The sequence below is a fragment of the Sphingomonas sp. YR710 genome (assembly GCF_900101455.1).
GTDB lineage: Bacteria > Pseudomonadota > Alphaproteobacteria > Sphingomonadales > Sphingomonadaceae > Rhizorhabdus.
This window is the reverse complement of the sequence record NZ_FMZJ01000013.1, coordinates 22,319-35,874: the sequence shown is the minus strand read 5'-3', so window position 1 is coordinate 35,874 and position 13,556 is coordinate 22,319. Positions and strand designations below refer to the sequence as shown.

Genomic DNA, 13,556 nt, shown 5'->3' with positions numbered 1-13,556 from the left:
GTGCCTGCAAAGATAGACGCGAACGGTGCTGTAGCAATCCCGAAACCACTTACATCGCGCCACACCAGGCTCTTCGCATTTCCACCGATCTGGTCTAAATGCGGGAAATGGTCCGCTGGCGCGATCCCGACGAAGATTGGCAATTTGCGCCGCATGAACGGCCAACGATGCCAGGATCGCCGGCCAATCCCGAACATCCCGCAATGCGGCGTTTCGCTTATGGCGCGATTGCGGTGCTGGTGGGGCTCACCGGCGGCCTCGGCAACGCGCTGGTCGCCGTCAACCTGCCCCAGCTCCAGGGTGCTCTCGGCCTCTATGGCTATGAAATCGCGTGGCTGCCGACCGCTTATGTGATGACCAACATTTCGATCAACCTGTTGCTGATCAAGTTTCGCCAGCAGTTCGGCCTGCGGCTGTTCACCAGCATCTTCGTATCGCTTTATGCGGCCGTAACCTTTGCCCACCTTTTCGTGCACAGCTTCGCGACTGCGGTGGCGGTACGCGCCGCGAGCGGCATGGCCGGGGCGGCGCTGACGTCGCTCGCGCTCTATTATATGATGCAGGCACTGCCGATGAAGTGGCGGCTGCAATCGATCGTGATCGGCATCAGTATCCCGCAGCTCGCAACCCCGTTGGCGCGGCTGTTTTCAACCGAACTGCTGGCGTTCGGGGAGTGGCGCACGCTTTATCTGTTCGAATTCGGCCTGGCGGTGATCGCGCTGGCGGCGGTGCTGCTGCTCCGCCTGCCGCCGAGCGAACGGCAGGACGCATTCAAGCCGATGGACTTCGTGAGCTTTGCCCTGTTCGCCGGCGGATCGGCCTTGTTATGCGCGGTGCTGGGCGAAGGCCGGCAACTCTGGTGGACCGACACGCCCTGGCTCGGCTGGGCTTTGTGTGCGTCGATCCCGCTGATTCTTGCGGCCTTGCTCGTCGAACATCATCGCGGCAGCCCCTTGCTGGAAACGCGCTGGCTCGGCAGCGCCGATATCGTCCGCTTTGCCATAGTGTCGATTCTGGTGCGGATCGTGCTGTCGGAACAGTCGTTCGCCGCGGTCGGGCTGCTCAATACGCTCGGTTACAATAATGATCAGTTCCATACGCTCTTCCTGATCATTGCCGTCGCGGTGGTGGCGGGATCGATTGCAAGCGCCGTCCTGCTCGACGTCACACATCTCACACAGCCGGTGATGTTCGCGGTGGCATTGGTTGCCGTGGCATCCGCGATGGATTCGCATTCGACCAATCTCACCCGCCCCGAACAACTCTATTTCACGCAAGCGCTGCTCGCATTCTCGACGACCTTTTTCATGGGGCCGGCGCTGCTGTTCGGAATGACCCGTGCCATCCAGCGCGGCGCCGGACATATATTGTCGTTCATCGCCTTGTTCGGCATCACGCAAAATCTCGGCGGGCTCGCCGGCACGGCGTTGCTTGGCACATTTCAGGTGATGCGCGAGAAGGCGCATTCGAATGCCCTGGTCCAGCATATCGTGATGACCGATCCGCTGGTCGTCGCCCGCGTCCAGCAAGGTGGATCGGCCTATGGCCGCATCCTGGTCGATCCGGCGCTGCGCAACGCCGAGGGCGCTTCATTGCTGAGCCAGCAGATTACGAGGGAGGCGAATATCTTGGCCTATAATGACGTGTTCCAGCTCATCGCGATCCTGGCTGCCGCGACGACAATCTATCTGGGTTTCGTCGTCTTCCTGCGCACCCGGCGCGAGCGCATGGCCGCGGCGCAGACCGTGACGGCATCATGACCGACACCGATCGGAGCGACGACGAGCCGGCGCCGGCACCCTCGACGGGATCGGGCTGGCGCCCGCCGCGGTTCAGCCCGCAGGCCACCATAGCGATCGTATCGGTCGCCATATTCGGCATGTTGGCGGTGCTGTACGCATGGCATTTATGGCCTTTTACCAGCGCCGTCGAGCGCACCGAAAATGCCTTCGTGCGCGGCAAGACGACGATCATCAGCCCGCAGGTGAGCGGCTATGTCACCAGGGTGCTGGTGAGCGATTATGATCAGGTAAAGGCCGGCCAGCCGCTGCTGATCATCGATGACAATGTCTATCGCCAGCGGGTCGATCAGGCGAAGGCGGCGCTCGACTCCGCTGTCGCCAACCTCGCCAACAGCGATCAGAGCGCCCGCTCGCGCGAAGCGGCTTTGGCGGCGCAGCAGGCCGGCGTCGGCAACGCCCAGGCCCAGCTTGCCCGCGCCCGCGCCGATATGGCGAGGGTCAACGATCTGGTGACCGACGGTTCATTATCCTTGCGCGAGCGCGATCAGACCCGCGCCGCGCTTCAGCAGGCCGAGGCGGGCCTCAAGCAGGCGCAGGCCGGAAGCCGCATCGCGGGGGAGGATATCCGCACCGTTTCGGTCGGCCGCGGCGCGCTGCGGGCGGCCGTCGAGAGCGCACGGGCCGCATTGCGGCTGGCCCAGATCGATCTGGGCCATACCGTGATCCGCGCACCCGAGGCGGGACAACTCAGCGACATCGGGGTCCGTACCGGCCAATATGTCACGAACGGCACCCAGTTGCTGTTCCTGGTTCCGCCGCATCCCTGGGTGATCGCCAACTATAAGGAAGCCCAGACAGCCCATATGCGGGTCGGGCAGGCCGTGCGCTTCTCGGTCGATGCGCTCGGTGGCGAGAAATTGAGCGGTCATGTCGAGCGGATGTCGCCGGCGGCCGGTTCCGAATTCGCCGTACTGAAACCCGACAATGCGACCGGTAACTTCACCAAGGTGCCCCAGCGTATCTCGGTGCGGATCAGCATCGATCCGGGCCAGCCACTCGCCGATCGGCTGCGCCCCGGCATGTCGGTCGAAACCCGGGTCGATACCGGATCATGAGCCGCGCCGTCCGCTTTCTCACGCTAGCCACCACCATTTGGGTTTCGGGCTGCATCCCGCCAAGACCTGAAATGCCGAGGGCCGCGTCCGTCGCGCCACCGACCGACTGGCGCGGACCCAAAGGTGCCGGCAGGGCGATCGATGCCGCATGGTGGGAGGGTTTCGGCGATCCCGTGCTGGCCCGGCTCGTCGAAACGGCGCTGGCCAACAACGATGATCTGGCGATCGCCGTCGCCCGCGTCGATGAGGCACGGGCGCAAACCGCCCTGGCCCGATCGCAACTGATGCCAGCACTCGATGCCGCCGCGGCGGCACAGCGATCGCGCAGCGTGAACGCGTTCGGAAAGCCCGCAGTCCAGAATTCCGGCGGGCCGCAGTTGCAACTTTCGTTCGACACCGATCTGTTCGGCCGGCTGAAAAGTGCCGATGCCGCCGCACAAGCGGCACTCCTGGCCAGCGAGGGCGCACGCGATACCGTGCGGCTGGCGGTGATATCGGCGACCGCGTCGAGCTATATCACGCTCCGCGCGCTCGATGCCCGACTGACAACCGCCCGCGAAACGCTGGCATCACGCGCCGAGGCGCTACGCATCGCCCGCCGCCGTGCGACGGTCGGCTATACGTCGATGCTCGAACTGCGTCAGGCAGAGGCGGAATATAAGGCAACCGAACAGCTCGTTCCGATTGCGGTGCTCGCTATGACCCGGCAGGAAGATAGTCTGAGTGTGCTCATCGGCCAGCTACCGGCCGCCATCGCGCGCGGAGCGGCGATCGACCGGCTGGCCGCACCGGCGATCCCGGATGGCCTTCCTGCCGATCTTCTGCGCCGGCGCCCCGATCTCTTTGCCGCCGAGCAGCAGATCGTTGCCGCCGACCGCAATCTCGATTCGGCGCGCGCGGCCTTTCTGCCGGACGTCAGATTGACCGGCACTGCCGGCGTCGCACTCTCGAGCTTGCTGGTCGATCCGATCACCATATGGTCGATCGGGGCGAGCGCATTGGCACCGATTTTCGAAGGCGGCCGCCTCAGAGCCCAAAGCGACGCAGCGGCGGCCCGGCGCGATCAGGCGGCATTTGCATATCGCAAGACCGCGCTCACCGCGTTTCGCGAGGTCGAGGATGCGCTGGCGACGACGCAGCGCACGAGCGAACAGGTCGATGCCTTGCAGGGGCAGCGCGATGCGCTGGCGGCCGCGCTGCATCTGGCCACCAACCGCTATCATGCCGGCTACGCCCCCTATCTCGACGTGCTCGACGCCGAACGCGGCCTGCTCAACGCCGAACTCGTACTGATCCAGGCACGCGCCGATCGACTCAACGCCTATGTTTCGCTCTATCAGGCGATGGGTGGCGGCTGGTCGCCGGACAGTATCGCCCGCGCGGCCCGCAAATAGACTCAGCGCGGCGGCATTGCCGTCGGATCGGGTCCGCCACCCGGGGCCATCAGGTCGATCGGCTTACGCCCGACGGCGAAGGGGGCGGTTTCGCCCGACACGGCCGGTGCCGGCGGAGCGGCCGACCAGGCCAAAGTGATCGACATTCGTCGGTTGCGTGGATCATAGACGTCGCCAGGAACATAGGGTTCGCGATCCGCCACACCCTCGATCCGCGCGAACCGGCGGTTGCCGATCCCCGCCTCCGACAGCGCCCTGCGCGTCGCCTCGGCACGAGCCGCGGATAGCGTCCAGTTATTCGCCGTCTGCCCGCTGGCATAGGGCATCGCATCGGTGTGGCCACGCACGATAACGTCGTTGTCGGACGCCTCGATCACCTTCGCCACCTCGCCCATCAGCGCGCGCGCCGCCGGCAGCAACACGTCGGTGCCGACCTTGAACATCGCGAAATCGGCCTGATCGACCAGATCGATGCGAAGGCCTTCGGTCGTTTCGACAAGGCGAACATTCTTCCGCATCGATTTCAACTTCGGATCGCTCGCCATCTTCTGTTCGAGCGCGGCCTTGAGCTTGTCGAATGCCTGGCGATCACGAGAGCGCTGGCTGCCCGCACCTGAATCCTGGCCACCCGTCGCATCCTTTGGAATCGTGAGCGATTTCGATCCGGTCTGCGCCGCGCGGTGGGGATAATTGTCCTTGTCGACAATCGATTCGCCGCCGAACAGACCGTTCGCGCCCGCACTTTTTTCGCGGAGCTGCACCATCGTCGGCGTGAAATAGTCGGCGATACCCTTACGCTGCTTCTCATTGGTGGCGCCAAGCAGCCACATCAACAGGAAGAAGGCCATCATCGCGGTCACGAAGTCGGCATAAGCGACCTTCCATGCACCGCCATGATGCCCGCCATGGGCCTCGGCGATGATCTTCTTGATGATAATCGGGCGGGGTTCGGGCTCGTTCCTGCCGCGCTTTGACGGGGGCTGCGCCATCGATCAGCGACCGCGCATGCCGTCGAAGACGTCGGCAAAGGCCGGCTGGTTGCTGTGGGTGATGCCGGAGCGCGCCGCCTCGATCACCAGCGGCAGCGGGTGGCCATGCAGCGAGGCGATGATGATCTGCTTGACGACGCCATAGATCGACGCATCGGCCTCGATCACCTGGCGGCAGCGGTTGGAAAAGGGCGCGACGATGCCATAAGCCAGCAACACGCCGAGGAAGGTTCCGACCAGCGCGGAGCCGATCATCCCGCCGAGTACCGTCGGAGGCTTGTCAATCGATCCCATCGTCTTGACCACGCCGAGCACGGCCGCAACGATGCCGAGCGCGGGCAGCGAGTCGGCGAGGTTTTGCAGCATGTCGGCCGGGCCGATCGCATCATGGTGGTGGGATTTCAGTGAATTATCCATCACGTCCTCCACCGCATGTGGATCGAGCGTGCCCGAGGAAATGACGACGAGCCGAAGCGTATCGGTGATCAGGTGGATCAACACATCGTCCGCCAGCAATTTAGGATATTCGGCAAAAATCGAGCTCGCCTTGGGATCCTCGATATGCGGTTCCAGCGCGACCGGCCCTTCCGTGCGCAGCTTCTTCATCAGGGTCGACACCAGGAAGATGACGTCCAGATAATCCTTCTTCACATAACGCGGCCCCTTGAAGATCTTGGCGACACCGCCGCCAAGCGCCTTCAATTCCTTCATCGAGTTGCCAGCGACCACCGCACCGACCGCGGCTCCGCCGATCACGAGCATTTCGTGAGGGATAGCCTCAAGAACTGGCCCCAGATCGCCGCCCGTGATCGCGAAGCCACCGAACACCATGACCAGCAGGATGACGAGGCCAATACCTGCGAACATATACTCACTCCCAATCGAACGCACGGGCCGATCGGACAGCGCCTGCCAACGCGTCCCCGATCAGGGTTAACGACGGAAAAGGGAAAGCCTTTATCCAATACTCGTGGGAGTGTCTTAACTCACAAAGTCAAACAAAGTGTTGCGATTGACCTTGGCGAATGCCTGCTGTGCCGCCTGCAGGCTGAGGGTCTTCGCGTTGAGCTTCATGACGGTCGCAGCCACGTCGGTATCTTCGAGCGAAGACCGTTCCTCGGTCAACTGCTCACCGCTGCTGATCAGCGCCTCCGCCGCAGAATCGATCTGCGTCGCGCGCACGCCCTGGGCGCTGCGCTGGTTGGTCAGATGGCTTGCAGCGGCATCGATATCGGCCAGGCTGATTTGCGACGCCGTCTGGCGTGCGGTCGGATCATCCTGCGAAACGGCATCGGCTGCCGCGGAAATGATGGCCGACAATGTCGATGTCCCGCCGTGGGCGACGAGGACACCATCGAACACGTCGGACTGCTTCGCGGTTGCGGCGACGAGAAAGGTTGCGGAACCCGAAATCTGCAGCGGCGCATCGGTCGGAAAGAGCGGTTGGCCGGTCGGCGTCGTCTGCGCCTGATAATTGGCCAATGTGACATTGAGGTTGCGCAATTCCTGTACGATGGCGGCGCGATCGTTCGGCGAGGCCGACTGCGAAGCGCCCGACAGCGTGAGTTCCTTGGCCCGGGTGATCACGTCGTTGATGCCGCCCAGCGCGGTATCCGCCTGCGAGGCAATGGCCTTGGCCGCTTCAAGATTGCGCGACCATACGGTTTGGTCCGCCTGAGACTTTCGAATCTCGGCGATGCGGGCCGCCGCGATCGGATCGTCCGAAGGCACATTGAGTCGCCGGCCTGTCGATATATCGGACTGCGCGCGCGCGATTTCCTGCGTCAGCTTCGACTGCTGGCTGACCTGCTGCATCGTCCGAAGTCGGGTTGCCGTGATCATTGTCTTACTCCGCAGCTAAATTCATTGGATCAGGCCCAGAATGTCCTGCAACGTTTCGCGCGCCACCTGGATGATCTTCGCCGAGGCGGTATAGGCCTGCTGGAAGCGCAGCATTTGCGCGGCCTCGACATCAAGGTCGACACCGGTCACCTCGTCGACCGCCAACAGTGCACCGTCACGCTGCGCCGATGTCGCCGACTGCTCGGAAACGGAAGATGCCACTGCCTGCGAGTGCGTCGCGACGAGCAACGCCCAATGCGCTTCCGAACCAACCGGAGTCCGGTAATTCTTCAGGGCCAGTGCGTTGCCGTTGCTCACCCCGGTGGTCGACGCCGCAGCCACCTTGGTCAAGTCGCTGGTGGCCACCGTCATCCCCAGTGCCGTCGTGCCATTGCTGATCAGATCGGCACCGGGATCGCCGTTCTGATCGATTCCCGCCTTATTCCAGGTGTTGATCTGGGTTGTGAAGCGCGACGCAATATCGTCCAGGTCGGACCGGCGCGAGGCAATCGTGTTGGACACGTCGACAAGACCGGCAAGCGATCCCGTCTGGGGCTCGATCGCTGTCTCCGGCGTCAGGCCTGAAGCAACCAGCGAAAGCCGTCCGTCGCCGGATTGGAGCAAGCCGATGAACGCGGTATCAGGTCGTTGCGCATCGACCAGTTTGAGACCGCCGCTGCCCGAAAGCGTGACGCTGGCGCGTCCATCGTCCTGGAGTTGAACGTCGATGCCGACGGCGCCGGAAACCTGCTTCAACAGCGTGTCGCGCTGATCGAGCAATTGTGCGGAAGCCGCCGTGCCGTTGGCCGCCCGGCGCAGTCCGATATTGACCTGCGCCAGCGCTTTGAGCGCGCCGTTCAGCCCATCGATCGTCGTACGGGCGGCGTTCGCGGTACCGTCGGCCGCAGCTTTCAAGGCCGCGCCTGTACGATGAAACTGCTCGACGGCGTCACTGATCGAGGTCAGCATCGTGCGGCGGCCGGTCTCGCTGTTGACGTCGGTGCCCAGGCTTTCGGCCGAGGTGAAGACGCCGCTCAGCTTTACACCCAATCCGACATCCGAATCATTGAGCGCGGTTTCGGTCGTCTGCAGCCATTGCGTCTTGGCATCGGAACGCCCGGCATCGGATACCGCCAGCCGGGCAGCGCTGGACTTGTAATCGTCATAGACACGCTGGACGTTGGAAACCTGTGCCCCCCCGAAAATCGCCGACGCGCGATATTGGTAGCTGCTGCTGGTCGCAACGCCCGATTCCCTCAGGGTCACTTCGCGCCGCGTATAGCCATCGGTCTGCGCGTTGGTCACATTTTCGCCGACCGCGGTCAGCGCGGCGCGATAGGCCACAACCCCGGAGCGACCGATGGAGAGAAGGTCACTCATCGGGCGGCGCCTTTGGCGGTCGCGTCGGCGATCGTGGCGGCGCTCGCAGCCGTGGCAACTGCCTTCGCGCCGGTCGCAGCAGAGCCGGTCGCCGGAGCGACACGCGCGGCGAACTGCTTGACCAGCATATCGGCGATGCCGAGAGCCCCCTTGCTCGCGAGATCGTCGGCGACGTGAGAATCCTGCATCTCGCGGAACTGATCGGTGGCATCGCTGCCCATGATGTCGTCGCTGAGCTTCGCCTGGCGCATCGATCCGATCATCTGACGCAAGAACACGGCCTCGAACTGCTTGGCGACAGCTTTCAGCTTCTCGGTCTGGCTGGCCTTCGGATCGGCCAGCGCGCCAGTGGTGGTTTTGACGCTCTCGATCATAAGATCACCAGGTCCGCCTTCATCGCACCCGCCTGCTTGAGCGCCTCGAGGATCGCGACCAGATCGGCCGGCGACGCGCCGATCGCATTCACCGACTTGACGATGTCGGCCAGCGACGCGCCCGGCTGGAATTCGAACATCGGGTGGCTTTCCTGATCGACGCTGATCGCGCTCGATTGCTGGATCGTCGTTTTCCCCTGCGAGAACGGAGCGGGCTGGCTGACCTTCGGATCTTCGTCGACCCTGACCGTCATCTTGCCGTGCGTCACCGCCACCGGGGCAATCCGCACCGCGCCGTTGATCACCACCGTACCGGTGCGGGCATTGACCACCACGCGGGCCGGCGCATTGGCGGGATCGACATCAAGATTTTCGATCTGCCCCATCAGCCCGATGCGATATTCGGCACCCTGTGCGGAATCGATCGCGACCGTGGTCGCATCGATCGCATGCGCGATGTTGGCGCCGATACGGGCATTGATGACGTTGGCAACACGGCGCACCGTCGTCAGATCGGCTTCGGCGAGATCGAAACGGAGCTGCGGGCTGGTTGCGAAGCCGGCATCGACCGTACGTTCGACGCTGGCCCCGCCGGGGATGCGGCCTGCCGTCGGCACGTTAATCGTAAGCTTGGATCCGTCGGCGGCATCGATGCCGAGACCTCCGACCGCGAGATTGCCCTGCGCCATCGCATAGATCTGCCCATCGGCACCCAACAATGGCGCCAGGACCAAAGTGCCACCGCGCAACGACTTCGCCTTGCCGAGCGCGGAAATGGTGACGTCGAGGCGCTGTCCAGGCTTGGCGAAAGGCGGCAGCTCGGCAGTCAGCATGACGGCAGCCGCATTCTTCAGCGAAGGATTGACGCCCGGCGGCAATTGCAGCCCGAAGCGCGAGGCGACGCCCTTCATGCCCTGCGTCGAATAATCGAGGCTGTCGTCGCCAGTACCCGCCAGACCCACGACGATGCCGTAGCCGGTCAACTGGTTCGAACGCAGCCCCTGGAAGGTTCCGATGTCCTTGATCCGTTCGGCGTGCGCAGCGCCCGACAGCGTGAAGCCGGCGAGGCAGAGCGCGAATAGCAGCACGTTACGGAACATATGCAGGGTCATCCTAAAACGGGCTGAGCATGGAGAAGAAGCGGTTAAGCCATCCTTGACGGCTGGCCCGGGCGATCTCGCCCTTGCCCGAATAAGTGATCCGCGCATCGGCCACGCGCGTGGAGAGTACGCGATTGTCCGGGCCGACATCGGCGCCGCGAATGATTCCGGTGATGTTGATATTCTCGTCGCCGCGATTGAGGGTCAGCAATTTCTCGCCGCGCACCAGCATCGTGCCATTCGGATAGATCTGCGCGATCGTTACGCTTATCTCGCCGTCGAGCTGGTTCGACTGGGCGGCGGCACCCTTGCCGGTAAAAGTCGCCCCGGCGCCGCCGGACACGTCCGTGCCCTTGAACAGGTGGCTGATCGGGCCGGTGACAGCGGGAGTTGCCTGGATATTGCCCGATCGATCGGTCGAGGCACTGTTCGCCTTCACCGCCTGTGTTTTTTCGACCAGCGTGATCGTGACGATATCGCCGACCATCGCGGCCCGCGAACCATTGGTGAGCGCCGAATAGCCGTTGGAGATCTGAAAAATGGAGCCATTGGCGATGGGAGCCGCCGGCGGCTGCGCATAAGTCGGTGCAAAGGCAGGATCGGGGCCGCGTGTCGACTTCGCATGCGCCGGATCGATCGCCGCGCAGATCACGATGACCGCAACGGTGGCGATCGCCGCGAAAGCGCCCCAGTCCGGGTTAGATGTTCTGATTGACATATTGCAGCATCTGGTCGGTGGACTGGATCATCTTGCTGTTGACCTCATAGGCGCGCTGCGTCTCGATCATGTCGACGAGTTCCTCGACAATGTTGACGTTCGACGCCTCGAGCGAGCCCTGCTCGATCGCCCCCCGCCCGTCGGCGTTCGCCGCGCCGACCTGAGGCTGTCCGGAGGCAGCCGTTTCGACGAGCATATTGTTGCCGACCGCTTCGAGGCCGGCAGGGTTGGTGAACCGAGCGGTTTCGATCTTTCCGACTTCCGTGCTGTCGTTCTGCCCGGCAAGCTTCACGCTGACCGTACCGTCTTCGGCGATCGTGATATTTCCCGCGCCTTGCGGTATCTGGATCTGCGGCTGGAGCTGATAGCCTTCGCTGTTGACGATCGTGCCTTCCGACGAAAGGCTGAAACCGCCGTCGCGCGTATAGCCGGTGCGGCCATCGGGCATCTGAACCTGGAAGAAGCCGCTGCCCTGGATCGCCATATCGAGCGCATTCCCGGTCTGCTGCATCGATCCCTGGATGTCGACCTTGGCGGTGCCGTTGATCTGGACGCCGGAACCGAGCGACGTGCCGGTTGCGAATTTGGTCGCGTCGGACGACGCCGCGCCAGCGGCCGTTACCGACTGATAGGCCAGCGTTTCGAAGCTGGCACGATCGCGCTTGAACCCCGTGGTGTTCACGTTCGCCAGATTGTTGGCGATCACGCGCATTCGCATATTCTGGGCGTCGAGCCCGGTGCGTGCGACATGCAATGCTGCATTGGTCATCGAATTCGCTCCTATACCTTACGACGTTCGCCCAGGCGGAGGGGCCCGCCCGATCGATCGCTCATTCCATCCGCATCAGATCGGCCGATGCCTTGTCGATTTCTTGCGCGGCAGCCAACATCTTGACCTGCATGTCCCAGTCCCGGCTCGCCTCGATCATGTCGACCAAAGTTGCCGACGTATTGACGTTCGATCCTTCGAGTGCCCCCTGCTTCACCTTGCCTTGCGGATCGGCCGGCAACGTGCCCCCGGCGCGGACACGAAAAAGCCCGTCCATCCCCTTGGCGATGCCCACGCCGTTCGCCTGGACCAGCTTGAGCCGATCGACGACCTGCGGCTGCGCCGGATCGCCGCCGACCGGAACGATTGAAATCGTGCCATCCGAGGCGATCGTCACCTTGCTGGCTGGCGGCAGCGTGATCGGGCCGCCGTCACCGAGCACCGGAGAACCGTCACCCGTGGTCAGCAAGCCGGTATCGGAAACCTGCAGATCGCCGCGCCGCGTATAGCTCTCCTCGCCGTCCTTCGATTGGACCGCGAGCATCGCGCTGCCCTGGATCGCGACGTCGAGATCGCGGCCGGTTTCGACGACAGCGCCATCGGTCATATCCGCCGAAGATACCTCTTCCGATGTCGGCGCGCGCGCATCGAGCCCATCGCCCTTCATCCACAGCGCCTGCGACGACGTCATTTCCGCTCGGAAGCCCGACGTGTTGACGTTCGCGAGATTGTTCGCGGTCGTCGTCTGCCGGGCCATCGCGGCCTTCATTGCCGACAGTGAACTGTAGATCAGGCGATCCATCGATCAGGCTCCCAGGCGCGTCATCAATTGCGCAGATTGACGATGGTATCGGTCATCTGATTCGCCGCCTCGATCGCCTTGGCATTCGCCGAGAAGTTGCGCTGCGCCTGGATCAAGGCGACCAGTTCCTCTGTGATATCGACGTTCGCCTGCTCGAGCGCGCCCGACTGGATCAGGCCGAGACCGTTGCCATTGGCTTCACCGATCTGCGGCTCGCCGGAAATGCCGGTCGCGCCCCATTTGCTGTCGCCGAGCTGGCGAAGGCCTTCCGGATTGGTGAAGGAGGCGAGGATGACCTTGCCCAAAGCCTGGCTGTCGCCGTTCGAGAAGGTGGCTGTAACGAGCCCGTCGGAGCCGATCGTCACGTTGTCGATCTGGCCGGCGGCATAGCCGTCCTGGGTGAAACTGGTCTGCGTGAAGGGTGCCGATGCCTGCCGCGTCGCGCTGCTGACCGTCAGTGTGAAGCCGATCGGCCCGGTCGAACCGGTGGGTCGAACGTTGGCCATCGTCAGCGGGCCGCTGGGCGCGGTCAGCGAACCGAATTCGTCGAACGTCAATGTTATGGGCGTCGCGGGGCTGGTGACGGCCGGGTCGGAGCTAACCTCCTTGTCGCCTATGAACGTCCGGGCCGTCCAGCTTGTGCCCGGCGTGGTCGTCGTCGGCAGCGTGTCGCGAATATAATAGGTTGTCATCGGGAAGGCGGTGCCGGTGGCATCGTAAACGGTGTTGGTCGTCGCCTGATTATAGCTGTTTGGATCAAAGCGATCGAACACATAAGGGTGCGCTGTCGTATAGACGGATCGGTTCGCCGGCAAATCGGCGTCGGTCGGCAAGGTAATCGCCACGTCGACGGTCTGGGTCGCGCTCGACGTGCCTGACGTTAGCGGCAATTGCAGCGATCGTGCGGAATTGAGGCCGGTTGCGGTCAGCACGCCGGTAGAATCGGTAGGCAGCACCTGAAGATAAGCACCCGCCGAGTCGACCACGAAGCGCTGGGCATCCACACGGAAGGCGCCGTTGCGCGTGTAGCTGACCTGCGCATTGGATGCCGTCGACCGGGTGACAAAAAAGCCCTGCCCAGAGATGGCAAGATCGAGCGAACGTTCCGAATTCTCGAATCCGCCCTGGGTGAACTGCTGATCGATGCCGCGCAGGCGCGTACCCTGGCCTGCAGTCGTGCTGGTCTGCAACGGCGACGACGACACGATATCGCCGAATTTCGCCTCGCTCTTCTTGAAGCCGGTCGTACCGACGTTGGCCACATTGTTCGAGATAACCGACAATTCGGTCTGCGATGCCTTGAGGCCGGAGAGCGACGTGTAAAAGGACAT

The 13,556-nt window shown here is 63.4% G+C and carries 13 protein-coding genes; 3 read left to right on the top strand and 10 right to left on the bottom strand.

All coding sequences use genetic code 11. The features are described 5' to 3' along the window. The first annotated feature begins 98 nt into the window (after nt 1–98). Genes BLS13_RS15210 through BLS13_RS15200 form a run of 3 tightly spaced genes read left to right on the top strand, consistent with a single transcriptional unit; the run spans nt 99 to nt 4,251 of the window. Complete coding sequence (locus tag BLS13_RS15210) at nt 99–1,760, top strand: MFS transporter (RefSeq protein WP_093453398.1); 1,662 nt, start codon at nt 99–101, stop codon at nt 1,758–1,760. Then, a complete protein-coding gene (locus BLS13_RS15205; protein ID WP_093453396.1) occupies nt 1,757–2,857 on the top strand; it encodes an HlyD family secretion protein in 1,101 nt (366 codons plus the stop codon). Before BLS13_RS15210 ends, BLS13_RS15205 begins: the two co-directional genes overlap by 4 nt. After that, nucleotides 2,854–4,251 (top strand): efflux transporter outer membrane subunit, encoded by a 1,398-nt coding sequence (locus tag BLS13_RS15200; protein WP_093453395.1) that lies wholly within the window; start codon nt 2,854–2,856, stop codon nt 4,249–4,251. Before BLS13_RS15205 ends, BLS13_RS15200 begins: the two co-directional genes overlap by 4 nt. A gap of 2 nt (nt 4,252–4,253) precedes the next feature. On the opposite strand, the gene BLS13_RS15195 is transcribed toward BLS13_RS15200, so the two are convergent. From BLS13_RS15195 to BLS13_RS15150, 10 genes are all read right to left on the bottom strand, one after another. Further along, nucleotides 4,254–5,240: a flagellar motor protein MotB gene (locus tag BLS13_RS15195; protein WP_093453393.1), complete on the bottom strand. Its 987-nt coding sequence runs from the start codon at nt 5,238–5,240 to the stop codon at nt 4,254–4,256. 3 nt (nt 5,241–5,243) lie between these two features. Beyond that, a complete protein-coding gene (gene motA / locus BLS13_RS15190) occupies nt 5,244–6,107 on the bottom strand; it encodes a flagellar motor stator protein MotA (RefSeq protein ID WP_093453392.1) in 864 nt (287 codons plus the stop codon). A 114-nt stretch (nt 6,108–6,221) separates the two neighbouring features. Further along, nucleotides 6,222–7,082, bottom strand: a complete 861-nt coding sequence (locus BLS13_RS15185; protein WP_093453391.1) for a flagellin — start codon at nt 7,080–7,082, stop codon at nt 6,222–6,224. Nucleotides 7,083–7,103: 21 nt separating this feature from the next. After that, complete coding sequence (gene flgK, locus BLS13_RS15180; protein WP_093453390.1) at nt 7,104–8,462, bottom strand: flagellar hook-associated protein FlgK; 1,359 nt, start codon at nt 8,460–8,462, stop codon at nt 7,104–7,106. Continuing rightward, entirely contained in the window at nt 8,459–8,836 is a 378-nt protein-coding gene (locus BLS13_RS15175; protein WP_093453389.1) for a rod-binding protein, read from the bottom strand. The genes flgK and BLS13_RS15175 overlap by 4 nt, the downstream gene beginning before the upstream one ends. Then, a complete protein-coding gene (locus BLS13_RS15170; protein WP_093453519.1) occupies nt 8,833–9,936 on the bottom strand; it encodes a flagellar basal body P-ring protein FlgI in 1,104 nt (367 codons plus the stop codon). The genes BLS13_RS15175 and BLS13_RS15170 overlap by 4 nt, the downstream gene beginning before the upstream one ends. Nucleotides 9,937–9,949: 13 nt before the next feature. After that, entirely contained in the window at nt 9,950–10,654 is a 705-nt protein-coding gene (locus BLS13_RS15165) for a flagellar basal body L-ring protein FlgH (protein ID WP_093453388.1), read from the bottom strand. After that, a complete protein-coding gene (gene flgG / locus BLS13_RS15160; protein ID WP_037523513.1) occupies nt 10,635–11,423 on the bottom strand; it encodes a flagellar basal-body rod protein FlgG in 789 nt (262 codons plus the stop codon). Before flgG ends, BLS13_RS15165 begins: the two co-directional genes overlap by 20 nt. Nucleotides 11,424–11,484: 61 nt before the next feature. Next, complete coding sequence (flgF, locus tag BLS13_RS15155; RefSeq protein ID WP_093453387.1) at nt 11,485–12,225, bottom strand: flagellar basal-body rod protein FlgF; 741 nt, start codon at nt 12,223–12,225, stop codon at nt 11,485–11,487. A 23-nt stretch (nt 12,226–12,248) separates the two neighbouring features. Next, on the bottom strand, nt 12,249–13,556 hold the full coding sequence (locus tag BLS13_RS15150) for a flagellar hook protein FlgE (protein ID WP_093453386.1): 1,308 nt from the start codon (nt 13,554–13,556) through the stop codon (nt 12,249–12,251).